Here is a 22,613-nt window from a genome sequence, read left to right as displayed (position 1 = left end):
TGGCGGGTGCGCCGACTCATATCCCGGAAGGTCCTCGTCGATGTCCGCCGTCCCCGGCCGTCCCCTGCCCTCGCTCCGTGTCGTCTCCGGTCCCGCCCCCGATGCCGCGCTGGCGGTCGTCACCCGCGCTCCCGAGCCCGGTCGCGTGCCGCTGGGGCACGCCGACGAGGCGCGCGTCTCCGTCCACGACGGGCAACCGGTGGTCGAGGTCGAGTTGGCCGACTCCGCGCCCCGTCCGGGCTGGTCGGGGGCGGTGGATCACGGTCTGGGGCACCGGCGGGCGGGCGCCGCGTTGGCCCGCCACCTACGGGACTCGCGGGCGGAGGGGCCGGTGACCGTGGCCGTGCCCGGGGCCCTACCGGCGGACCGGGTAGGCGATCTGGTCATCGGGTACCTCCTGGGTGCGCGGGGCCAGGACGTCTTCGCCGCGGACCCCGCACCGGTCGTTCCCGATCTGGTCGTGGAGGTGGCGGCCGGTCCGGGCAGTGGCGACGACGACGAGGTGATCGTCGCCCGCGCGGTGGCGGCGGCCGAGGAGGAAGCCCGGGCCACGGCGATGGCGCGCGATCTCGCCGGGGCCCCCTCCGATCTGAAGACACCCGAGTGGCTGGTGTCCCGGATGGCCGAGGCACTGGGCGAGGCGGGCATGCGGACCGAGGTCATCGAGGGAGAGGGGCTCGTCTCCGGCGGGTTCGGCGGCGTGCTCGCGGTGGGCGGGGGCTCGGCGGCCGGCCCGCGCGTCCTGGTGGCCCGCCGCCCCGGCCCGGGCCCGCGGGTGCTGCTGGTGGGCAAGGGCATCACCTTCGACACCGGGGGGATCTCGGTCAAGCCCGCCGACGGGATGCACCTCATGCGCACGGACATGGCGGGCTCGGCCGCGGTCGTGGCGGCGGCCGCGGCGTTCTGTTCGGACGGGTCGCCCGGGTACGCCGATGTCGACCTGACCGTGGTGGTGCCCTCCGCCGAGAACATGCTGTCCGGTTCCGCCTACCGCCCGGGTGACGTCGTCACGCACGTGGGCGGAACGACGTCCGAGGTCACGAACACGGACGCGGAGGGCCGGATGGTCCTCGCCGACGCCCTCGCCCACGGCATCGCCGAGTGCGACCCGGAGGTCGTCGTGGACGTGGCCACCCTCACGGGTGCGATGAAGGTCGCGCTGGGGATGCGCACGGGAGCGGTCATGGGGAACGACGACGACCTCGCCGACCGGGTCGCCGCGGCGGGGGCCGCGGCGGGGGAGCGATGGTGGCGGCTGCCGCTCCCCGACGATCTGCGCCCGGCGGTCCGCTCCGACATCGCCGACCGTCGGCAGGCACCCACGGGGCCGGGTGCCATCACCGCGGCGTTGTTCCTCGAGGGCTTCGTGGACGGTCGGCCGTGGGCGCACCTCGACATCGCGGGGCCGGCCCGCTCGTCCGAGGAGATCGATGAGGTCGGGCCGGTGGCCACGGGGTTCGCGACGCGCACGCTCGTGGCGTTGCTCCGCGACCTCGCGGACCGGCCCCGCCCGTGAGTTCCTCCCCGTCAGCACCTGCGGGCTCGGGGCCGGCCGCCCTCGACCGCGTCGTGCCGCTGTTGCGCTGTCCGGTTTGCGGGCAGGGTATGGAGACCGTGGACCGGGCGGTGGTGTGCGCTGCCGGGCATTCGTTCGACCGGGCCCGGCAGGGGCACCTCAGCCTCTTCGGTCCCCGCGGCCGGCGCTTCCCCGGCGACGGAGCGGACCAGGTCGCGGCGCGCGACCGGGTCCTCGGCTCGGGACTGTTCGACCCCCTCGTGGCGATCCTCGCCGGGGTCGCCCGGGAGGCGCTCGGGCCCGGGGCCGGCGGCGTCCGCTCGGGATCGGCCCGACCGGTGGTGCTCGAGCCCGGCGCCGGGACCGGCTTCTACCTCGCCGGGGTCGTCGACCCGCTGGCGGGGGCCGGGCGACCGGCCGGCGCGCTCGGGGTCGGCACGGAGATCTCCACCGCGGCGGCGCGCCGACTCGCCAGGGTCCACGATGACGTCGCGGCCCTGGTCGCGGACACCTGGGACGGACTCCCGCTCGCGGACGACTGCGTCGACCTGGTGCAGGTGGTCTTCGCCCCGAGGAACCCGGCGGAGTTCGCCCGGGTGCTCCGGCCGGGTGGCACGTTGGTCGTCGCCGTTCCCGGGCCGGGCCATCTCGAGCCGCTGCGTTCGGCCGGCGGCATGCTGGAGCCGGCCCCGGACAAGTCGGACCGCCTGGACGCGGACCTCGCCGACCACTTCCGCCCCGGCGAGGTGCGTACCGTCGACGTGCTCACCGAGGTCCCCGCCCCGGTGGCCGTGGACCTGGCGCTCATGGGGCCGAGCGGCGTCCACCTCGACAGGTCCGGGCTCGAGGCCCGGTTGGGCCCGCAGGACCGCCCGGTCCGGATGCACGTCGAGGTGCACACCTACCGGGCGCTGCCGGCCGGGAGGCCGCCTCCACGGCCGGGGGAGCCTCTACAGCAGTGAGGCGTACATCCGATGGGTCTGCTCGGCGATCGCCTCCCACGAGAACCGGGTACGGGCCCGCTCCTTGCCCGCCAGCCCCATCCGGGTGGCCTCGCCCGGGTCCGCCACCAGGTCGTTGACGGCAGCCGCGAGCCCGGCCTCGAATGCGTCGGTCGCGAATGCGTCGTAGTGGACGAGGGTGCCCGTCTCGCCGTCGACGACCACCTCGGGGATCCCGCCGACATCGGACGCCACGACCGCCGTGTCGCACGCCATCGCCTCCAGGTTGACGATGCCCAGTGGCTCGTAGACCGACGGGCAGGCGAAGACCGTCGCGGCGGAGAGGATCTCGATGACCTCCTCGCGCGGCAGCATGTCGCGCAGCCAGAACACACCGTCGCGGGTGGACTGCAGCTCCGCCACCAGCGACTCCATCTCGGCGGCGATCTCGGGGGTGTCCGGGGCGCCGGCGCACAGCACCAGCTGGGCGTCAGGGTGGAAGTCCCGGGCGGCGCGCACCAGGTGGGGCACGCCCTTCTGCCGGGTGATCCGGCCGACGAACGCCACGATCGGCCGGTCCGGGTCCACCCCGTTCCGGCGCAGGACCGAACCCTCGCCGGCGAAGGTCTCGACGGGTGACCACACGGAGGTGTCGATGCCGTTGAGGATCACGTGGATGCGGTCCGGGTCGATCTCGGGGTAGACGCGCAGGATCTCGTCCTTCATCCGGGCGCTCACCGCGACCACCGCGTCGGCTCCCGCGAAGGCGGTGCGCTCCGACCACGACGAGACCCGGTATCCACCGCCGAGCTGCTCGGCCTTCCACGGCCGGCTGGGTTCCAGTGAATGCGCGGACACAACGTGCGGGATGCCGTAGAGCTGCCCCGCGAGGTGCCCGGCGAGCCCCGTGTACCAGGTGTGGGAGTGGACGAGGTCCGCGCCCTCGGCCGCGACGCTCATGCGCAACCCGGCGGAGAGAGTCTGGATCGCGGGGTTGGCGTCCGCGCCCAACTCGGGATCCGGTCGGAAAGCGCGGGCGGTGTCGCGGTCGGCCCCCATGCACAGCACGTCCACCTCGCACAGCGGCCGTAGGTTGGCCACCAGTTCGGTCACGTGCACTCCGGCACCGCCGTAGACCTCCGGCGGGTACTCCCTCGTCATCATCGCTACTCGCACACCGGCCAAGGTAGTCGCTCGGGCCCCCGCCCGAGGCGTGCCCGGCGAACACCGCCCGACCGCGGGGTTACGGTTCGGTACTGGGCGGGGGCAAACCCCACGATGACCGGTCCGGGTGAGGGCGGAGTCGATACGGTGGGGGCGTGAGGAATCAGCCGCACGTCCTAGCAATCGTCCTCGCCGGTGGCGAGGGCAAGCGACTCTTCCCGCTCACGGCGGACCGGGCCAAACCCGCGGTGCCGTTCGGGGGGTCCTACCGTCTCATCGACTTCGTGCTCAGCAACCTCGTCAACGCGGGGTTCATGCAGATCTGCGTCCTCACCCAGTACAAGTCCCACTCGCTGGACCGCCACATCGCTCAGGTGTGGCACATGCGCGGGATGGGCGGCGAGTACGTCGCACCGGTCCCCGCCCAGCAACGTCTGGGCCCCCGCTGGTACACCGGGTCGGCCGACGCGATCCTGCAGTCGCTCAACCTGGTCTACGACGAGAAGCCCGACCACATCGTCGTGTTCGGCGCGGACCACGTGTACCGGATGGACCCCAGGCAGATGCTGGACCACCACATCTCCACCGGCGCCGCCGTGACCGTCGCGGGGATCCGTGTCCCGCGCAGCGAGGCGTTCGCGTTCGGCTGCATCGACGCCGGCGACGACGACCTGATCCGCGGCTGGGTCGAGAAGCCCTCCGACCCCCCGGGCACGCCGGATGATCCGGACGCGACCTTCGCCTCCATGGGCAACTACATCTTCACCACCGACGCCCTCATCGAGGCGCTCAAGGCGGACGCGGAGAAGCCCGACTCCACCCACGACATGGGCGGCGACATCATCCCGGCCCTCGTCGAGCAGGAGCGGGCCTACGTCTACGACTTCGCCCTGAACAACGTCCCCGGCGAGACCGAGCGTGATGCCGGGTACTGGCGCGACGTGGGCACCATCGACGCGTTCTACGACGCGCACATGGACCTGGTGTCGGTGCACCCCGTGTTCAACCTCTACAACTCCCTGTGGCCCATCCGGACCCAGCAGGACAACCTGCCGCCGGCGAAGTTCGTCAACGGCGGCATGTCCCAGGAGTCCATGGTCGGCTCGGGGACGATCGTCTCCGCCGCCACCGTGCGCAACTCGGTGTTGTCGAACAACGTCATCGTCGAGGACGGGGCGGTCGTCGAGGGCAGTGTCCTCATGCCGGGCGTCCGCATCGGTCGCGGGGCCGTGGTCCGCAAGGCGATCGTCGACAAGAACTGCCACATCGGCGACGGGGACCTGATCGGTGTGGATCACGAACGCGACCGCAGCCGGTTCCCAGTCAGCGCGGGCGGCGTGGTGAGCGTCGCCAAGAACACCACCACCTCACTGCACGGCTGACCTCGCGCCCCGGGGGGTGAACCCTCGGGAGGGGAGGACCGCTCAGAGGGTGACCACGGTCAGGCCGGTCCCCACGGGGAGCACCGTGACGTGCGCGCGCTCGGGGAGCTCCGCGTCCTCGGGCAGCGGGGCGTGCTCGCCCATCAGGACCAGCGCGCCGCCGGCGCGCAACAGCTGGTGGGATCGGGAGATCACGCGCGGCACCGAATGTGCCGGGACGTCCGCGACCACGAGGTCGTAGGCGCCGTCCGCGAGTTTGTCGGCCACCTCGAGCGGCCGGGCGGCGATGTAGCGGGCGGAGGAGGCGGGATGGCCCGCGCCGCGGACGGCCGATCGCGCCGCCTCGAGGTGATGCGGGTCGTCCGTGATGCAGGTGACCACGGTTCCGGAACCGGGCGCGGCCGCCGCGAGGATCGCCAGAGCGGGGACTCCCGGTGCGGGGGTGATGCACACGGCGGCGCGGGTGCCGTTCAAGCGGGCCACCAGGCGGATCGCGTCCGCGGTCAGGGCGTCCGGCGAGGCGGCCCCGAGTTCCTCGGCCTCGGCCCGTGCGGAGGCGTAGAGCGAGTCGTCGACGAGGGCGGCGCTGCGTTGCGCCATCCCGTCGAGACCGGAGCGATCGGTGGCGGGGACATCAGAGGAATCGGACACCTGAGCAGCGTATCCCCGACCGGGGAGGCAGCGGTGACCAACGCGCGGTGATCGGATCGGTATCAGACTCTCAGGGCTGTCTCAGTACGTGTATACCGTGAGGACAGCCCCGTAGGGGAGGGTGGGCACACGTCGCGCCACGAGGGCGCGGCCACCACCGCGCGGGCTCCCACAGGCCCGGGCCGGAAGGCGGCGGCAGCGCATGTACTCACGAACCGTGCACGGGACGGCGATCGCACCGGTCGCCCTCGACGAGCCGGCCGGGACCGCTCGTTTCGACGCCACCGGCGAGGCTACGGACATGCCGTCCTGGTCCGAGCTCGTCGCGCAGCACGGTGACCGTGTCTACCGCCTGGCGTACCGCCTCTGCGGGAACGCCCACGACGCCGAGGACATCACCCAGGAGGCGTTCATCAGGGTGTTCCGCTCGCTGGACCGCTACAAGCCGGGGACCTTCGAGGGCTGGATGCACCGTATCGTCACCAACCTGTTCCTCGATTCCGCACGCCGGCGCGGGCGCATCCGCTTCGAGGCGCTGCCCGAGGACGCCGAAAGGGTGCCCGGTCGAGAACGCAGCCCGGAGCAGGTGATCTCGGAGGAGACGTTCGACCCCGTCCTGCAGACCGCGCTGGCCAACCTGTCTCCGGAGTTCCGCGCCGCCGTGGTCCTCAGTGACATCGAGGACCTCAGCTACGAGGAGGTCGGACGCATCCTGGGCGTGAAGATGGGCACCGTCAGGAGCCGGATCCACCGCGGACGGGCCGCGCTGCGTGCGGAACTCGAGGCGGCCGGGGTCACCGGCGCCCACCAGCGCATCGACTGATCCCTCCGGCGATCGGCACAACCCGCGTCCGTACCGGGAACAGCGGGTGGCGGCGCGGGAACCCTGCGGGTACGCCGGACGTTGACCCCTCGACGGGGACTCGGACGAGCCCACGAGATGACCGGAGAAGGGGAGGGGCGTGGACAGACACCTCCACGAACGCGGACCCGGCCCCGAGTTCACGCTGTCGTTCGACTCGGCGCGGAAAGTGGTCGACAGGACCGGCCCGCCCCGCGCCAGGGAGAGCTTCCTGTCCACCGACCACCTCTCCACGGAAGCCGCGGCAGCCTATGTAGACGGTCGGCTACCGCCCTCGGGGCAGTCCCGGGCCGACGCCCACCTGGCCCGGTGTCCGCACTGTCGTCGGGAGGTCGAGGTCCAGCGTGAGGCACGCCGCGCACTGCGCGGATCCGGCCCCATCCAGATGCCCCGCGAACTCCTCGAACGGCTGCGGTCACTCGAGGACGCACCCGATCCGGCCCCGCGGACGGACCCCGATCCGGTGGCCGGGTCCGAGGAGACCCACGGTTGGTCGAGACTGCTTCGCCGGCTGTGGCGACGCGGCAACTAGGGTGGGCCGGGTGGAGGACGACACAGGCGCGGCCGGGCCCGCGGCGCGGGACGGGGAACCGGACCGCCCGCTTCGTGAACCCGCCCCGATCGATCGGCCGGCCGTGGGCGAGGACGATGTCGCACGGTTCGCCCGACCAGACGGGGTCACCGGTGGATTCGACCCGTCCCGTGCCGGTGCCGCCGCGCACCCCGGCCCGCTCCTCGGCAGCGACGCCGATCCGGTCCTCGAGCAGGCCTTCGCCCCGGCCCCGGGAGCCGCTCGGGGTATAGAGCGGCATCCGGCGTGGCAGGACGAGTCCGAGGTTCCACCGCCGCCCGCTCCGGACCCGTGGCGCGACCCCGACGCTCCGGTCGGGTACGGCGCACCCGCAGTGCCCGCCACTGCCGACCACGAGCCGGTCGACCTGTCGGGCGCGGCCGCGGCCCCCGCTGCCAGGCTCTCGCTGTCCGAGGCACTGTTCGAACGTCGGCTGAGCAGTCAGGCCGTGGCCGGCGCGACCGCGGCCGTCGCCGTCGTCGCCCTCGTCGCGGGCGCCATCGGCGCCGTCGTGGCGGACTCCGCGCGCGTCCTCACCACTTCCACCGTCCGGATCGCCGACGCCCCGGAGAACGTCATCCGATCCGACAACCCGATCGGTGAGGTCGCCCAGCGCGTCCAACCCGCCGTCGTCAACATCTCGGTGTCCACGGCGTCGGCCCAGGGGGAGGGCTCCGGCATCGTCATCGACCCACAGGGCTACATCGTGACGAACAACCACGTCGTCACCATGGACGGCGCCGCCGACCGCGCGGACATCGACGTCATCTTCCCCGACGGCTCCAGGGCCTCGGCCGAGATGGTGGGGCGCGACCCCGCCACCGACCTCGCGGTCCTCAAGGTCGACGACGTCCAGAACCTCACCGTCGCCACCCTGGGCGACTCGGACGACGTCCAGGTGGGGGAGCAGGTCATCGCCATCGGCTCGCCCCTCGGACTCGCCCGGACCGTCACCGAGGGCATCGTCTCTGCGACCCGGCGCCCGATCGCCCTCGGGGAGGCCACCTCGGACGGCGACGTGGTGATCGACGCGATCCAGACGGACGCCGCCATCAACCCCGGTAACTCCGGGGGACCGCTCATCGACGGGACCGGAGCGGTCATCGGTATCAACACCTCCATCTTCACCCAGTCCGGGGGTTCCATCGGTCTCGGCTTCGCCATCCCGGTCAACGACGTCCGCGAGATAGCGACGTCGCTCATGACCGACGGGGCGGTCCGCCACGCCACGATCGGCGTCAACGCCCGCAAGGCGGACAACGGGTCGGTGGAGGGCGCCGAGATCGTCAACGTGCGTGAGGGCTCGCCCGCCGAGGAGGGCGGACTCCGGGAAGGGGACGTCGTGACCAGGGTCGGTGACCGGCAGGTGCGTTCCTCCGATGAACTGGTGGTGGCCGTCCGTCGCGCCGGGGCGGGCGTCGACGTCCCGGTCGAGGTCATCCGCGGTGGAACGCGGGTCGAACTGACCGTGCGCCCCGCGCTGGGCTGACCGGGGGCACCGGACAACTCGGGTTCCCACCGGTGAGCCCGGCGACGTATCCTGGCTGCGATGTTCACAAACGTGGGGTGGTCCGAGCTCGTGGTGCTCGGCGTGGTGGCGTTGGTGGTCCTGGGGCCCGAGCGCCTACCCGAGGCCGCCCGTTGGCTGGCCTCGGCGATCCGCAAGGTCCGTGAGTTCGCCAGCAACGCCCAGCAGCAGCTCCGGGATGACTACGGGACGGAGTTCGAGGAGTTCCGGGAGCCCCTCAAGCAGCTCAACGACCTGCGTGGGCTGAGTCCGCGCGCGATGGTCACCAAGCATCTCCTTGACGGTGACGACTCCCTGTTCTCCGGGGACTTCGGAGCCGCTGCGCCGGCGGGCGCTCCCGCGGTCGCCGGCGGGGCGGGTTCCGCGGGAACGGCCTCCGCCGACCCCCGCCGGTCGACGGCGCCGCGGACCGCCGGCACCGCACCCGTCCGGGACACCCCGGCGCCGCCGCCCCCGTCATCGGGACCCGTGTGGGACAGCGACGCCACCTGACCCGCCCTCACGACCGGTCCGGCGCGCGTCCGGCCCGACCCGCGGCGGACAGACGGCACGAACGGCCGGGGGCTGAGCCCCCGGCCGTCGCCGTCCGTCAGAGGTGCCGGGTGGTGTCGATCCCGAGGTTCATCCCCGCCAGGCCCCGGGGGCGCACGGCCAGACCGTCCGCGATCTCGCGGTATGCGCGCCCGGACGGCGAATCCGGCTCGGCGAGGACAATGGGCGTGCCCTCGTCCCCGTGCTCGCGCACGGCCTGCTCCAGGGGGACCTGACCGAGCAACGTGACGGGTGCACCGACCGAGCGGGACAGATTGGCCGCCACCTCGGCACCGCCGCCGGTGCCGAAGACATCCATCCTGGTGCCGTCGGGCAGCTCGAGCCATGACATGTTCTCGATGACACCCGCGATGCGCTGACGGGTCTGCAGCGCGATCGATCCGGCCCGCTCGGCCACCTCTGCGGCAGCCTGCTGGGGCGTGGTGACCACGAGGATCTCCGCGGAGGGGATGAGCTGCGCGATCGAGATCGCCACATCGCCCGTGCCGGGGGGCAGGTCCATCAGCAGGACGTCGAGATCACCCCAGTAGACGTCCGCGAGGAACTGCTGCAACGCCCGGTGGAGCATGGGCCCGCGCCACACAACCGGGGTGTTGCCCTTCGTGAACTGTGCGATCGAGATGACCTTCACGTCGTGCGCGACGGGCGGCAGGATCATCTGCTCCACCTGGGTCGGTCGCGCGTCGGTCCCCAGCATCCGAGGGATCGAGTGGCCGTAGATGTCGGCGTCCAGTACACCCACGGAGAGCCCCCGCGAGGCGAGGGCCGTGGCGAGGTTGACCGTCGCGGTGGACTTGCCGACCCCTCCCTTGCCCGAGGCGACCGCGTAGACGCGGGTCAGGTTGCCGGGCTGGGCGAACGGGATGACGGGCTCCGCGGCATCCCCGCGCAGGTGCTTGCGCAGTTCGGTGCGCTGCTCGTCGCTCATCACGTCGAGCTCGACAGCGATCTCGCCGACGCCCGGGACGTCGGCCACCGCCGTGCGGACGCGGTCGGTGATGGTGTCCCGCATCGGACAGGTGGCGACGGTCAGGTAGATGCCGATGTCGACCCGGCCCGTGGCGGGGTCCACCTCGACACCCTTGACCATGCCGAGCTCCGTGAGCGGCTTCCGGATCTCCGGGTCGTCGACCTTCGCCAGGGCGGCCCGGATCAGTTCTTCGCTGGGTGCACTCATGATGCCCCGAGTCTAGGCGTCACGGCACCGGGTGACGATTCAGGCAGGCGGCGGCGGCACGCAGAACGGAGGTATGCAGGGCAACTCGATCACGGGCAAACCCGGTAGCGCCGGAGCCGGGGGCGCCACCGCCGGAGGCGCCGGGCGTTCGGGCGACGGCGTCGGAGTCGGCGTCGCCGACGGCGAAGGCGAGGCGCTGGGCGCGGGCGGGGCCGGAGTCGTCGGGGGCTCGACCTCCGTGCAACCGGGCACCGGGGCCTCGGGCTCACCCGGAGCAACGGGCTCGGGTGCCTCGGTGGGCTCGCCCTCCCACCCCTCGGGGCATCGCTCGGGCGGCTCCGGGGGTTCGATGGTGGGTTCGGGCTGGTGGATCTCCGGCAGGTCCGACGGCAGCGGGACGGCGTTGACCGCATAGCCGTGGGCCCAGGCGTTCACGTTGGCGACATAGGCCAGCGAGTTGTTGTAGGCCAGGACCGCCCGGGTGCGGGCGGCGGGATCGGCCATCGATCCCCCCTGCCCACACAGCAGGGACGCCGCCGACAGCGCGCCGTCGTAGATGTTGTTCGGATCGGCCACCCCGTCGTCGTTGGCGTCGCGACCGAGCCCGGCCCAGGTCGAGGGGATGAACTGGACGGGGCCCACCGCGCGGTCGAACTCCGCATCGCCGTCGAACCGGCCCCCGTCCGTGTCGGTGATGACGGCGGTTCCCGGAAGGCTCCCATCGAGGCGGGGGCCCAGGATGCGGCCGATGGTGTTGCCGTGGACGTCGAACCGACCACGTCCCTGGTTGGACTCGACCTGGCCGATACCGGCCAGGAGAGTCCAGTCCATCTCGCAGGCGGGCTTCTCCGCATTGAGGCGGTCCGCGGCGCGGTGATAGGCGTCGAGGGCGATGCCGGGGATGCCCAGCGGCCCGTCCGGGATGGTCGCCGGCTCGATGTGGGCGGCGCCGGGGTCCTCCGGTGCGGCCGGTTCCTCCTCCGGGGACGGCTCTGTGGTGCGGGAGGTGGCGGGAGCCTCGGTCACCGTCGGCGTGCTGGGCGCGTACTCGGCCAGCGGAGTGATGTCCGGCGGCGCGGGGCGACTGGTGTCCATGTTCAGTCCCACGGCCGACAGCACAGCGATCGCGCTGGCGGTAACGGCGGCACTGGTCAGAACCCGGCGATCGGCGTTGTGCGCAAAACGGCGCAAGACTTCCCCCTACGACTTCCCGGTCGGCCCAGCGAACGTGCTGCGCCCCACGACGTTCCGTCCCGGCCGAGGCTACCCCCGGCCCTTGACGTCTGAATCGGTTTTGTTGTGATCGGCGTTACACGTCCCGGGTTCGAGGCCGGAGAGGAGGGTCTCGATCCGCTCGACGGAATCACGGAGGTCGTCGAGCTCCCGCCGGAGGTAGTCGCGGGTGACCGTCTCACCGACGGAGAGCCGGACCGAGGCGAGTTCCCGGGCGAGGAACTCGGTGTCCGCCTTGGTCTGCGTGGCGCGGAGGCGATCCTCCCTGACGGACTCCTTGTCGCGGTCCTCCTGCCGGTTCTGTGCGAGCAGGATCAGCGGAGCGGCGTAGGCGGCCTGCGTCGAGAACGCGAGGTTGAGCAGGATGAAGGGATACGGGTCGAAGCGCAGGGCGACCACCGCGACGTTGATGATGATCCAGACGATCACGATGATCGTCTGGATCAGCAGATATGTGCCGGTCCCGAAGAACCGCGCGACGGACTCGCTGTAGCGGCCGACCGCGTCTGCGTCGAAGCTGATCCTCGGTCTGCGCGAGGTCACCGGCATCGAGAGCGAGGACCGCACGGTGGGCTCGCTCATCGGGTCGCCTCCCTGTCGTCGTGCAGGTCCATGTCCCGCCAGTCGTCCGGGAGGACATGGTCCAGCAGATCGTCGACCGCCACCGCGCCGAGCAGGTGTCCCTCGTCGTCGACCACCGGCCCGCACACGAGATTGTAGGTGGCGAAGAACCTGGTCACGGCGTCCGTCGAGTCGGACGGGCGCAGCGTGGACAGGCTGGTGTCGACGGTCTCGGCCACCATCATCGACGGCAGCTCCCGCAACAGCGCCTGGATGTGGACGCATCCGAGGTACTTGCCCGTCGGTGTCGCGGTGGGGGGCCTCACGACGAAGACGAGGCTGGCCAGGGCCGGGCTGAGGTCGGGGTTGCGGCAGTGGGCGAGGGCCTCGGCCACCGTCGTCTGCGGAGACAGGATGATCGGCTCGGGGGTCATGAGCCCGCCCGCGGTGTCCGCGTCGAACGTGAGCAGACGCCGGACGGGAGCCGAGTCCTCGGGGTTCATGCGTTCCAGGAATGACTCGGCGTCCTGCTCCGGCAACTCGCCGAGCAGATCGGCCACGTCGTCGGGGTCCATCGCCTCGAGCACGTCCGCCGCGCGCTCCAGCTCGAGCCGGGTGACGATCTCGGTCTGCTCGTCGTGGGGCAGTTCCTGCAGGATGTCGGCCAATCGCTCGTCGTCCAGTGTCCGGGCGACCTCCAGCCGACGGACCTCCGGCAGTTCCCGCAGGGCGTTCGCGACGTCGGCCGGGCGCATGTCGGCATAGTGCTCGACCAGGCTCTCGGCACTGTGTTCCGGGGTGCCGATCGCGTCGTCGTCGAGTCCCCGGATCCGGCTCCACGGATGGATCGACACCTCGCCGCGGCGGCCGAGCGAGGCGCGCCCGCGTCGTGCGCGTACGGCGAGTCGGGAGACGAGCCAGTCCCTCGAGCGCTGACGCTCGATCTCCACGTCGACCACCTGGTAACGAATGTCCTTCTGGTCGGCGCCCGACTTCTCCGAACCGACCTGGTCCCGCTCGACTCCGATCACGGAGTCCACCAACGCCCCGAGCACCAGGTTCTCCCCGGGTCGGGACTGGAACCGGTGCAGATTGATGGTGCCCGAGACCAGGGAGACGGACCGGGGGTCGATCGAGGCGACCCTGAGCATCGGCACGAAGATCCTGCGACGCGTGGGTAGTTCGACCACGAGTCCGATCACCCGGGGGGGCTTGTGCCGAGACCGCATCGTCACCACGACGTCCCGGATCCGTCCGATGTCGTCCCCGTCAGGGCCGATCACCGGTAGTCCGGCTAGCCTGGCGACGAAGGCCTTGTTGAGGTTCGCCATGTCGACCAGGCTAGTCACCCACGGGCGGCGCCCGCCCGCCATACCGGACGTAAGGGAGTGCCACTCACGATGACCGCAGCCCCCCACGCGACACCCGCGCCATCGGAGGACGCCGCCACGGCGCTCGCCGAACTCCGTGCCCGTCCCCGGCGCACGGTACTGGCCGTGCCCGGCAGCAGTGTCAAGATGATCGACAAGGCCAGGGGACTGCCGGTGGACGAGGTCTTCCTGGATCTCGAGGACGCGGTGGCGGGTCCCGCCAAGGAGGAGGCCCGCCAGAACGTGGTGGCCGCCCTGAACGGCGGGGACTTCGCCGCACCCACGGTGGTGGTGCGCGTCAACGCGTGGGACACCGAGTACACGGTGCGGGACGTCACCGAGATAGTCGGTCGCGCGGGTGCCCGCGTCGACGCATTGTTGCTGCCGAAGGCGCGCTCCGCGGCGGAGGTCGTGGCCCTCGACCTGGTGCTGACCCAGGTCGAGAAGGCGGCGGGCCTACCGGTCGGGCACATCGGCATCGAACCGCAGATCGAGGACGCCCTGGGGCTGACCAACATCGATCAGATCGCAACGGCCAGTCCGCGTGTCCTGACGCTGGTGTTCGGCCCGGCCGATTTCATGGCCTCCGTCGGGATGCGCACCCTCACGGTCGGGGAGCAACCGGAGGGTTACGCCCCGGGTGACGCCTACCACCACGTACTCATGACCATCCTCGTCGCCGCCCGGGCCCACGGCCTCCAGGCGATCGACGGGCCCTTCCTCAAGGTGCGGGACGTGGAGGGGTTCCGCCGGGCGGCCGCCCGCACCGCAGCACTCGGCTTCGACGGCAAGTGGGTGTTGCACCCGGCCCAGGTCGACGCGGGCAACGAGGTGTTCAGCCCCCGCCAGGAGGAGTTCGACCAGGCCGAGGCCATCCTCGCCGCCTACGCGCGGTCGACGTCCGTCGAGGGAGGTGCTCGCGGTGCGGTGATGTTCGGCGACGAGATGCTCGACGAGGCCAGTCGTAAGATGGCGCTGGTCGTGTCCGCGCGGGGTCGTGCGGGCGGGATGACCGTGACGGATCAGGCCGGTGCAGGAACGGACCCGGAAGGACGGACATCATGAGCTCTCCCGTGAATCCGGCAGGCGGTAGGACCCGGGCTGGTCAGACCCCGGGCCTGCCCACGCCGCCGACCGGTTGGGTGGTCGGGTCGTACCCCACCTACGCGCAGGCCCAGGCCGCGGTCGATCATCTCGCGGACGAGGAGTTCCCCGTCCACGAGGTCACGATCGTGGGAGTGGACCTGATGCAGGTCGAGCGTGTGACCGGCCGGCTCACATGGCCCAAGGTCCTGCTCGGTGGCCTGGCCACCGGCGCCTGGCTCGGGCTGTTCATCGGCCTGTTGCTCGGCATCTTCACGCAGCCCATGTGGGGAGTCGTCCTGACGGGCCTGGTGGGCGGGTCGGTGTTCGGGGTCGTCTCGGCCTCGCTGTCCTACGCGGCCACCCGCGGCAAGCGTGACTTCGCGTCCACCTCGCAGCTCGTCGCGGGACGGTACGACGTCCTGTGCGAGCCCGCCAACGCGGAACGGGTGCGCGACGAGCTCGCCCGCCTCGGGCTGAAGTAGTGCTGCCCGGCGGTCCGACGAGCTCCTCGGACGTGCTCTCCGTGGTGCGGGCGCATCTGATCGAGCACCATGGCCCGGAGCCCCAGGAGGCGTCGGTGACATTCCTCGGCGCGTCACCGATCAGGATCCTGCGGTTCGTGGATATCGAGTCCGGCGTGGTGCGGTATGTCTCGCTGGGGTGCTCAGCCGAACCGATGGGGGACCCGTCGGCCCTCGTTCCCGACCCCACCGCGCCGCGGGCGGAGCTGAGTCTGATCCTGCGTGGCGGGGTGGACGGTCTGGTCCGCGCGCTGGCGGTGCTCGCGGCCGCACCCGCGATGGAGGGCCTCGTCCTGTCGGAGGGAGCACTGATCGACCTGGGCGAGCCGCTCTGGCCGGGCGCGTCGTTCACGGGGGTCGTCCTGCGGGCTCCGGAGATTCCGGACGTGCCGTTGCCCGGTGACGCCGCGCCGGTCACCGTGTTCCGGGCCGTTCCGGTCACCCACACGGAGGCGGCGTGGGTACGGATGAAGGGCGCGGCGGAACTGGAGGAGGCGTGGGCGGAGGCCGGCATCGATGTCACCGATCCCGGGCGCTCGGCGGTCAACCCCGGGCTGAACCGCTGATCACAACCAGCGGTTCCGGCGAAACAGCAGGAGGAGCCCGGCGCACATCGCCACCATTATCCCCAGCACCACGAAGTACCCGTATCGCGCCTCGAGTTCCGGCATGTGGCGGAAATTCATGCCGTAGACGCCCGCGATCATCGTGGGTACGGCCGCGATGGCGACCCAGGCGGAGATCTTGCGCATGTCGGTGTTCTGTTGGACCCCGACTATCGCCGCCGCCGCGCTGACGAGCGAGGTGCTCTGCTCGTCCAGGGTCGCGACCACCGCTGCCGCCTGTGCGTGGTGGTCCTGGACGTCGCGGAAGTAGTGGCGGGCCTCGGCAGGGACGAGGTCGAGATGATCGACCGACAGGCGTCGCAGGGGCGTGGTCAACGGCCCGATGACGTGTTTGAGTTCGAGTAGCTCCCGCTTGAGGACGTAGATCTGTTCGATGTCCACCCGGGTGCGCGGCGTGAAGAGCGCCGACTCGAGTTCGTCGATGTCCGCGGCCATCCCCTCGGCGGCCTCGATGTAGCTGTCGACGACACGGTCCGCCACGGCGTGCATCACCGCCGCCGGCCCGATCGCGAACCGTTCCGGCGAGTACCCGGGCGCGCCGACGAGGTCCGTGGGGGTGGTCTGGTCCCCGTGGCGGACGGTCACCACGAAGTCCCGGCCCAGGACCACCATGACCTCGCCGGTGGACACGATGTCGGTGACTTGGGTGACCGTCTCGTGGGCCAGGTACCGCACGGTCGACATGTTGAGCACGAGAGCGTCGTCGTAGGCCTCCAACTTGGGACGCTGCCGGCCACTGGTCGCGTCCTCGGTGATGAGCTCGTGCAGCCCCAGGTCCCGGGACAGCGCTTCCATCTGGTCGTGCCCCGGGGCGTCGAGGCTGATCCAGACGAAGCCTCGACCGCTGTCGCGCACGCGGCGGATCGCCTCCCGGTGCGGGACCCGGCCGCGTTCACCGACACCGTCGATGTAGACGACGCAGTCCACGGTCGCGTGGTGCGCCGACCCGGCCGGGCCTCGTGGCGTGGCGTCTGCTCGGGTTGTCGACGGCCGTCGTGGTGGGATCGCGGGCACCCGGTCCCCTTTCCTCGTCTCGCCTGACAATATCCGCCGTGCGGGCCCTCGGAGTGACGACCGGCGGGCGTGGCTGGGAGACTGTCCCTCGAGGTGATCCGCGCCGACCGGCGCGGCCGGGGTGAGGAAGGGCGTGGTCGGATGCTGCGGACGGGGGATCGGGCGGGGCGGTGCGCGATGGTGCTCGCGGGGGTCGGCGCGATGGCGCTGTCCGGCTGCCAGGCGCAGTCGTCGATCGTTCCCGCGCACCGGGACGATCCGGTGGTGGTCGTCGAGACCGCATCCTTCGGCGAGGTCGAGATCGTCGGTCATATCTACGGCAACGCCCTGGTGCGGTCGGGGTCGCGGGTGACCGCCCGCCCGCAGGCCGGGACCCAGGACGAGGTCGTGGAGTCCGTGGTGACCGGGGAGGCGACGTTCACGATCGGGTTCACCGGTGAGTTGCTCCGGACCTTCGACGAGAACTCCACCGAGGTCGAGGCCGATGAGGTGTACACCGCCATGATGGCCGCCCTCCCGGAGGGCGTGACCGCGGCGGATCCTGCGCCCGCCGAGGACGCCCCCGTGTACGCGGTCACCCGGCACACCTCGGAATCGCGAGGCCTGCGGACGATGTCCGACCTGGCCGGGAGGTGCGGTGAGTTCACCCTCGGCGCACGCGAGGAGGCGCTCGCGGACCGGGAGCTCGCCACATCCGTCGGTACCACCTACGACTGCGGTTTCGGCCGTCGTGTGGCGCTGGGGCCGAACCCCCGCGCGGTGTTCGACGCCCTGCGGGAGGGGGAGATCGGGGTGGGTCTGGTCCAGTCGGCCGACCCCGTCCTCCATCCGGAGGACATCGTCGCGTTGGACGACGACGAGGACGCCGTCCTCGCCCAGCACCTCGTGCCCGTGTTCCGCAAGGGCTCGCTCTCGGAGGATCAGCTCGCCCTGGTGAACCGCATCAGCGGGGAGCTGACCACCGAGGATGTCCGCGAGCTCCTGCTGGGGGTCGAATTCGGTTCCGCGACCCCCGTCGCGTTGGCGAACTACTGGTTGGACGAGCACGGTTACTGACCTCCGCGAGGGGTGGAACACGAGGAAGGGCCCGACCTGGTGGTCGGGCCCTTCCTCCTACGCGGTCACTCGAGGTCCGCGGTCCTCCGATTCGGCGGTCACTCGAACGCCTGGTCCACCAGCGCCTTCTGCTCGACGGCGTGGACCTTGCTCAGACCCGTCGAGGTCGCGGCCATCGGGCGACGCGAGACCCGCTTGAGGGGCGGGAAGTCCTCGATGCGCTCGGGCAGCTCCAGGGCGAGGAAGCTCCACGCTCCCTGGTTCGCCGGCTCCTCCTGCACCCACCGGACCTCGGTGAGGTTCGGGTAGTGGTCCAACGCCTCGCGCAGGCGGCGGTGCGGCACCGGGTGGATCTGTTCGACCCGGACGATCGCGATGTCGTCGCGGCCCTCCTTCTCCTGGCGGGCGGCGAGCTCGTAGTAGAGCTTGCCGGACACCAGCAGCATGGTCTTGACCTTGCCCGGGTCCTTCGAACCGTCGGCGAACGTCGGGTCGTCGAGAACCGAACGGAACTTGCCGTTGGTGAAGTCCGAGATCGCGCTGACGGCCTTCTTGTTCCGCAGCATCGACTTCGGCGTGAAGACCACCTGCGGCCGCTTGATGCCGTCGGTGGCATGACGACGCATGAGGTGGAAGTAGTTCGCCGGGGTCGACGGCTGTGCGACGGTCATCGAGCCCTCGGCACACAGCTGGAGGAACCGCTCGATGCGGCCGGACGTGTGGTCCGGGCCCATCCCCTCGTGCCCGTGCGGCAGGAGAAGGGTGACGGAGGACTTCTGACCCCACTTGGCCTCGCCGGAGGAGATGTACTCGTCGATGATGGTCTGCGCGCCGTTGACGAAGTCACCGAACTGCGCCTCCCACAGCACGAGGGCCTCCGGGTCCCCGACCGAGTAGCCGTACTCGAATCCGACGCCCGCGTACTCGGTGAGTGCGGAGTTCCACACCTCGAAGCGGCCCTCGGCGTCCTCGAGGTTCTGCAGGGGCGAGTAGGGCTCCGACGTGGTCTTGTCGACCACCACGGCGTGGCGTTGCGTGAAGGTTCCGCGTTGCGAGTCCTGACCTGCGAGACGCACGGTCCGGCCCTCCAGGACGAGGGAACCGATCGCCAGCAGCTCGGCGAACGCCCAGTCGATGTTGCCGTTGTAGGCCATCTTCTGGCGCGCCTCGTAGACCGGCTTCACCCGCGAGTGGATGTGGAAGTCCGCGGGCAGGTTGCCGAAGGCGTCGCCGATGGCGTGGATGACCGACTCGTCCACCGCCGTCACCAGGCGCTTGGGCAGCGGCTGGTTGGGCAGGATCGACTCGGATGCCTTCACCGGGTGCTTCTCGAGCTCGCGGACCTCGTTGAAGACCCGCTCGAGCTGCCCCTGGAAGTCGCGGAGAGCGTTCTCCGCCTCCTTCTCGGTGATGTCGCCGCGACCGACCAGATCCTCGGTGTAGGACTGGCGGACGCTCTTCTTGTCGTCGATGACCTCGTACATCCGCGGTTGCGTCATCGACGGGTCGTCGGCCTCGTTGTGACCGCGGCGGCGGTAGCAGACGAGGTCGATCACGACGTCTTTCTTGAACTGCTGGCGGAAGTCCATCGCCAGCCGGGCGACCCGCACGCATGCCTCGGGATCGTCACCGTTCACGTGGAAGATCGGCGAGCCGATCATCTTGGCGACGTCCGTGGAGTACTGGCTGGAGCGCCCGGCCTCGGGCGCCGTGGTGAACCCGATCTGGTTGTTGACGACGATGTGGATCGTGCCGCCGGTGCGGTAACCGTCGATCTGAGAGAGGTTCAGGGTCTCCGCGACCACTCCCTGTCCGGCGAATGCCGCGTCACCGTGCAGCATGAGCGGCACGACCGGGTACTCGGAGCGCCATTCCGGATCCTCGATGAGGTCCTGCTTGGCGCGGACGATTCCCTCCAGGACCGGATCGACGGCCTCGAGGTGCGACGGGTTGGCGGTGAGCGACACCTTGATCTCGTTCTCGCCGAACATCTGGTACTGGATGCCCTCGGCCCCGAGGTGGTACTTGACGTCACCCGACCCGTGCGCGGCGGAGGGGTCCATGTTGCCCTCGAACTCGGTGAAGATCTGCCGGTAGGGCTTGCCCACGATGTTGGCGAGCACGTTGAGCCGCCCGCGGTGGGGCATGCCGATCACGACCTCGTCGAGGCCGAACTCGGCGGCCTCGTCGATCACCGCGTCCATCATCGGGATGACGGACTCGGCGCCCTCTAGGGAGAAGCGCTTCTGGCCGACATACTTGGTCTGCAGGAACGTCTCGAAGGCCTCCGCGGCGTTCACCTTGGACAGGATGTACTTCTGCTCGGCGACGGTCGGCTTGTCGTCGACCCCCTCGAGGCGCTCCTGGATCCACTGGCGCTGCTCGTTCTCGAGGATGTGGGTGTACTCGATACCGATCTTGCGGCAGTAGGCCGCACGCAACGCGGACAGTACGTCCCGCAACCGCATCTTGTCCTTGCCGACGAAACCGCCGACGGAGAACTTGCGGTCGAGGTCCCACAGGGTGAGCTCGTGGGAGTTGACGTCGAGGTCCGGGTGGAACGTGCGACGCCGCTTGGCGTGCTTCCCGTCGAGCGGGTCGATGTCGGCCATGAGGTGGCCGCGGTCGCGGTAGGCGGCGATAAGCTCGAGGACGCGTGCGTCCTTGTCCACCCGCGGGTCGGTGATGTCCTGACGCCACCGGACCGGCTCGTAGGGGATGCCGAGGACGTCGAAGATCTCGTCGTAGAACTCGTCCGCGATCAGCAGGCGGTGGATCTCACGCAGGAACTCGCCGGACTCGGCGCCCTGGATGATCCGGTGATCATACGTGGAGGTGAGGGTGGTGATCTTGCCGATGGCGTTGTTGGCCAACTGCTCGTCACTCGCACCCTGGAACTCGGCGGGGTACTCCATCGCGCCCACGCCGAGAATGGCGCCCTGGCCCACGGTGAGGCGCGGGACCGAGTGCACCGTGCCGATACCGCCGGGGTTCGTCAACGAGATCGTGACGCCGGAGAAGTCGTCCATCGTCAGCTTGCCCTCACGGGCGCGGGCGACGATGTCCTCATAGGCGTCCAGGAATCCGCGGAAGTCGAGCTTCTCGCAGTTGCGGATCGCGGCCACGACCAGGGACCGGCCGGCCTTGGTCTTCATGTCGATCGCCAGACCGAGGTTGATCCCGTTCGGGGTGACGACGTTCGGCTTGCCGTCGACCTCCTCGTAGTGGTTGTTCAGGTTCGGGTAGGCCTTGACGGCCTGGACCATGGCGTACCCGATGAGGTGGGTGAACGAGATCTTCCCGCCGTGGGTGCGCTTGAGGTGGTTGTTGATGACCACCCGGTTGTCGACCATCAGTTTCGCCGGGACCGCGCGGACCGAGGTCGCGGTGGGGAGGGACAGCGACGCGTTCATGTTCTTGACGATCGCGTTGGCCGCGCCCCGGATGACCTTGCTCTCCTGCTCCGCGGGGGGCTCGTACTCGGGGCGTGACGGCTTCTTCGTCGCCGCGGTGTCGGACTTCTTCCGAGTCTCCGACTTGTGCTCCGGGGCGGGCACCCCCTCCCCGCGGGCCTTGCGCTTGGGCGAGGCGTCGGCAGCGGGCTTCGCCGCGATGTCCTTGGCGGACGCCTCGGGGGTGGAATCGTCGACGGTGATCTCGGACGGCTTCTTGTCTGATGTGACCGATTCCCCACTGCTCCCACCTCCCGATCGGGGCCGACTGCTCTTGCCGGATTTTCCGCCCGAGCTGCCGGGGGAGGTGCCGTTGGTCGAGTCACCACCGGAGGAGGAGGCGGCCTCCGGGTTGGCGTCGAAGAACTCGTGCCAGGACTTGTCCACGGAGGACGGGTCCTTGGCGAACCGCTCGTACATCTCGTCTACGAGCCACTGGTTCTGTCCGAACTGTGAGACGTTGTTGCTCACGATCTCTTGGTGCCTCTCTGGTTCTGTGGTGGGTTTCACACGTCAATGGATCCAGGCTAGACCTTCTGCCCGTGCCGGGCTCTCCGATCTCACCTGACAGGGGGATGCCCCCGGCCCGTCACGGCCGGTTCACGTGGCGGGCCACGAGTCCGGTGGCGTGCCGAACGCGGCATCAGCGGTCTCCACGACCGTCCGCCCCAGCTTCCGGTTGCCCCATCCACCCACAGCGGCGCCGAGCCCCGCGGGTGCCAGTTTGCCCACGGCGAGCCCTGCCCGCTTCACGGCGAACTTCCTGACGAAGCGGGTCATCATCCGACGGTTGATCTCCTTCAGCCCGGGTACCCGGAGTGCACGGCCGGCCAACGAGCCGCCCGTGGCCGCCCCTCCCGACGAGCTGACCGCGTTGGCCAGGATGGCGGTGCCGGACGCACCCAACATGACTGTCATGACCAGCAGTTCCTCGTGCTCGTCGTGGCGGACGTCCACGCCGTGGACCTCGGCCACGGCGAGCGTGTAGAACGCGGCGGCCTCGAGGAACACCAGCGACTCCGCGCCGATCGCGCCGAAGGCAACGATGGTTCCGACACCAGGCACCGCGGCCGTGGCACCCACGGCCGCACCGGACGCGGTGACGGTGTTCAGGAACCGCGCGTCGAGACGCTCGCGGATCCGGGCCGGGCTCTCGTCCGGGTGATGGGCCCGGAGTGTGCGTACGTAGGCGCGGGCGGCACCGGTCTGGCTCCGGATCGCCCGGCGCAGGGCGGCAGTGATCACCCCCGCGGCCGGGCCGGAGACGTCGGATTCAGCGGGCACTCGATCGGGCACTGGGCACTCCTGGAGGTCAAGGCGGCGCGGGGGCGGGCCGGGCTCGAACCTCTA

Annotated in this window: 20 protein-coding genes; 11 read left to right on the top strand and 9 right to left on the bottom strand. The window is 70.7% G+C overall.

The genetic code is table 11. The features are described 5' to 3' along the window. The first annotated feature begins 40 nt into the window (after positions 1 to 40). Both AB5G72_RS10320 and AB5G72_RS10315 read left to right on the top strand, forming a co-directional pair. Positions 41 to 1,516 carry a leucyl aminopeptidase family protein gene (locus AB5G72_RS10320; protein WP_440219812.1) on the top strand — a complete coding sequence of 492 codons (1,476 nt, stop codon included), beginning with the start codon at positions 41 to 43 and terminating at the stop codon, positions 1,514 to 1,516. Further along, positions 1,513 to 2,478 (top strand): putative RNA methyltransferase, encoded by a 966-nt coding sequence (locus AB5G72_RS10315; RefSeq protein ID WP_440219811.1) that lies wholly within the window; start codon positions 1,513 to 1,515, stop codon positions 2,476 to 2,478. Before AB5G72_RS10320 ends, AB5G72_RS10315 begins: the two co-directional genes overlap by 4 nt. On the opposite strand, the gene glgA is transcribed toward AB5G72_RS10315, so the two are convergent. Beyond that, positions 2,467 to 3,633 carry a glycogen synthase gene (gene glgA / locus AB5G72_RS10310; RefSeq protein ID WP_440219810.1) on the bottom strand — a complete coding sequence of 389 codons (1,167 nt, stop codon included), beginning with the start codon at positions 3,631 to 3,633 and terminating at the stop codon, positions 2,467 to 2,469. The genes AB5G72_RS10315 and glgA overlap by 12 nt on opposite strands. 143 nt (positions 3,634 to 3,776) lie before the next feature. On the opposite strand from glgA, the gene glgC reads away from it, so the two are divergent. After that, the gene (gene glgC, locus AB5G72_RS10305; RefSeq protein WP_120283638.1) at positions 3,777 to 5,003 is read left to right on the top strand and encodes a glucose-1-phosphate adenylyltransferase; all 1,227 of its coding nucleotides are present in this window, start codon (positions 3,777 to 3,779) and stop codon (positions 5,001 to 5,003) included. A 42-nt stretch (positions 5,004 to 5,045) separates the two neighbouring features. Here glgC and AB5G72_RS10300 read toward each other — a convergent pair whose 3' ends face one another. After that, positions 5,046 to 5,654 carry a hypothetical protein gene (locus tag AB5G72_RS10300; protein ID WP_096905235.1) on the bottom strand — a complete coding sequence of 203 codons (609 nt, stop codon included), beginning with the start codon at positions 5,652 to 5,654 and terminating at the stop codon, positions 5,046 to 5,048. 202 nt (positions 5,655 to 5,856) lie between these two features. Here AB5G72_RS10300 and sigE point away from each other — a divergent pair, with 202 nt between their 5' ends. The 4 genes from sigE to tatB all read left to right on the top strand — a co-directional run bounded on the left by sigE (position 5,857) and on the right by tatB (position 9,107). Then, on the top strand, positions 5,857 to 6,477 hold the full coding sequence (gene sigE / locus AB5G72_RS10295; RefSeq protein ID WP_253001952.1) for an RNA polymerase sigma factor SigE: 621 nt from the start codon (positions 5,857 to 5,859) through the stop codon (positions 6,475 to 6,477). 139 nt (positions 6,478 to 6,616) lie between these two features. After that, a complete protein-coding gene (locus tag AB5G72_RS10290) occupies positions 6,617 to 7,048 on the top strand; it encodes an anti-sigma factor family protein (protein ID WP_440219809.1) in 432 nt (143 codons plus the stop codon). A 10-nt stretch (positions 7,049 to 7,058) separates the two neighbouring features. Continuing rightward, positions 7,059 to 8,576, top strand: coding sequence for a S1C family serine protease (locus AB5G72_RS10285; protein ID WP_413957301.1), 1,518 nt, complete (start codon positions 7,059 to 7,061; stop codon positions 8,574 to 8,576). Between the two features lie 60 nt (positions 8,577 to 8,636). Further along, positions 8,637 to 9,107: a Sec-independent protein translocase protein TatB gene (gene tatB / locus AB5G72_RS10280; protein ID WP_440219808.1), complete on the top strand. Its 471-nt coding sequence runs from the start codon at positions 8,637 to 8,639 to the stop codon at positions 9,105 to 9,107. A 97-nt stretch (positions 9,108 to 9,204) separates the two neighbouring features. Here the strand turns inward: tatB and AB5G72_RS10275 are convergent, their stop codons facing one another. From AB5G72_RS10275 to AB5G72_RS10260, 4 genes are all read right to left on the bottom strand, one after another. After that, positions 9,205 to 10,344: an Mrp/NBP35 family ATP-binding protein gene (locus tag AB5G72_RS10275; RefSeq protein ID WP_067718407.1), complete on the bottom strand. Its 1,140-nt coding sequence runs from the start codon at positions 10,342 to 10,344 to the stop codon at positions 9,205 to 9,207. Positions 10,345 to 10,383: 39 nt separating this feature from the next. Continuing rightward, positions 10,384 to 11,439 carry a hypothetical protein gene (locus tag AB5G72_RS10270; protein ID WP_253695910.1) on the bottom strand — a complete coding sequence of 352 codons (1,056 nt, stop codon included), beginning with the start codon at positions 11,437 to 11,439 and terminating at the stop codon, positions 10,384 to 10,386. A gap of 168 nt (positions 11,440 to 11,607) precedes the next feature. Further along, on the bottom strand, positions 11,608 to 12,159 hold the full coding sequence (locus AB5G72_RS10265) for a DUF1003 domain-containing protein (protein WP_067718401.1): 552 nt from the start codon (positions 12,157 to 12,159) through the stop codon (positions 11,608 to 11,610). Next, positions 12,156 to 13,469, bottom strand: a complete 1,314-nt coding sequence (locus AB5G72_RS10260) for a magnesium transporter MgtE N-terminal domain-containing protein (protein ID WP_069389880.1) — start codon at positions 13,467 to 13,469, stop codon at positions 12,156 to 12,158. The genes AB5G72_RS10265 and AB5G72_RS10260 overlap by 4 nt, the downstream gene beginning before the upstream one ends. Before the next feature lie 69 nt (positions 13,470 to 13,538). Between AB5G72_RS10260 and AB5G72_RS10255 the strand changes: the two genes are divergently transcribed. From AB5G72_RS10255 to AB5G72_RS10245, 3 genes are read left to right on the top strand one after another with little or no spacing between them, the layout of a single operon-like run. Next, positions 13,539 to 14,573: an HpcH/HpaI aldolase/citrate lyase family protein gene (locus AB5G72_RS10255; RefSeq protein WP_366220134.1), complete on the top strand. Its 1,035-nt coding sequence runs from the start codon at positions 13,539 to 13,541 to the stop codon at positions 14,571 to 14,573. Continuing rightward, complete coding sequence (locus tag AB5G72_RS10250) at positions 14,570 to 15,076, top strand: general stress protein (RefSeq protein ID WP_173674746.1); 507 nt, start codon at positions 14,570 to 14,572, stop codon at positions 15,074 to 15,076. Before AB5G72_RS10255 ends, AB5G72_RS10250 begins: the two co-directional genes overlap by 4 nt. Positions 15,077 to 15,108: 32 nt before the next feature. Continuing rightward, positions 15,109 to 15,681: a suppressor of fused domain protein gene (locus AB5G72_RS10245; protein ID WP_440219807.1), complete on the top strand. Its 573-nt coding sequence runs from the start codon at positions 15,109 to 15,111 to the stop codon at positions 15,679 to 15,681. Here AB5G72_RS10245 and AB5G72_RS10240 read toward each other — a convergent pair whose 3' ends face one another. Next, entirely contained in the window at positions 15,682 to 16,755 is a 1,074-nt protein-coding gene (locus tag AB5G72_RS10240) for a magnesium and cobalt transport protein CorA (RefSeq protein WP_440219806.1), read from the bottom strand. 69 nt (positions 16,756 to 16,824) lie between these two features. On the opposite strand from AB5G72_RS10240, the gene AB5G72_RS10235 reads away from it, so the two are divergent. Beyond that, positions 16,825 to 17,811: a glycine betaine ABC transporter substrate-binding protein gene (locus AB5G72_RS10235; protein WP_244294109.1), complete on the top strand. Its 987-nt coding sequence runs from the start codon at positions 16,825 to 16,827 to the stop codon at positions 17,809 to 17,811. Positions 17,812 to 17,909: 98 nt separating this feature from the next. On the opposite strand, the gene AB5G72_RS10230 is transcribed toward AB5G72_RS10235, so the two are convergent. Both AB5G72_RS10230 and AB5G72_RS10225 read right to left on the bottom strand, forming a co-directional pair. Then, a complete protein-coding gene (locus AB5G72_RS10230) occupies positions 17,910 to 21,734 on the bottom strand; it encodes a multifunctional oxoglutarate decarboxylase/oxoglutarate dehydrogenase thiamine pyrophosphate-binding subunit/dihydrolipoyllysine-residue succinyltransferase subunit (protein WP_172812176.1) in 3,825 nt (1,274 codons plus the stop codon). Between the two features lie 129 nt (positions 21,735 to 21,863). Then, complete coding sequence (locus AB5G72_RS10225; RefSeq protein ID WP_440219805.1) at positions 21,864 to 22,559, bottom strand: hypothetical protein; 696 nt, start codon at positions 22,557 to 22,559, stop codon at positions 21,864 to 21,866. Between the last annotated feature and the right edge of the window lie 54 nt (positions 22,560 to 22,613).

The organism is Dietzia sp. MNB45, from assembly GCF_051994785.1.
Classification (GTDB): Bacteria; Actinomycetota; Actinomycetes; order Mycobacteriales; family Mycobacteriaceae; genus Dietzia; species Dietzia kunjamensis.
Note: the sequence above shows the minus strand (reverse complement) of the source record. Positions and strands in the feature narration are given on the sequence as shown.

Excerpts from the sequence above, each read along its gene's own strand:
- AB5G72_RS10250 (WP_173674746.1), top strand. The coding sequence starts at position 14,570 with ATGAGCTCTCCCGTGAATCCGGCAGGCGGTAGGACCCGGGCTGGTCAG.
- AB5G72_RS10320 (WP_440219812.1), top strand. The coding sequence starts at position 41 with ATGTCCGCCGTCCCCGGCCGTCCCCTGCCCTCGCTCCGTGTCGTCTCC.
- AB5G72_RS10270 (WP_253695910.1), bottom strand. The coding sequence starts at position 11,439 with ATGGACACCAGTCGCCCCGCGCCGCCGGACATCACTCCGCTGGCCGAG.
- AB5G72_RS10265 (WP_067718401.1), bottom strand. The coding sequence starts at position 12,159 with ATGAGCGAGCCCACCGTGCGGTCCTCGCTCTCGATGCCGGTGACCTCG.
- AB5G72_RS10260 (WP_069389880.1), bottom strand. The coding sequence starts at position 13,469 with ATGGCGAACCTCAACAAGGCCTTCGTCGCCAGGCTAGCCGGACTACCG.
- tatB (WP_440219808.1), top strand. The coding sequence starts at position 8,637 with ATGTTCACAAACGTGGGGTGGTCCGAGCTCGTGGTGCTCGGCGTGGTG.
- AB5G72_RS10275 (WP_067718407.1), bottom strand. The coding sequence starts at position 10,344 with ATGAGTGCACCCAGCGAAGAACTGATCCGGGCCGCCCTGGCGAAGGTC.
- AB5G72_RS10255 (WP_366220134.1), top strand. The coding sequence starts at position 13,539 with ATGACCGCAGCCCCCCACGCGACACCCGCGCCATCGGAGGACGCCGCC.
- sigE (WP_253001952.1), top strand. The coding sequence starts at position 5,857 with ATGTACTCACGAACCGTGCACGGGACGGCGATCGCACCGGTCGCCCTC.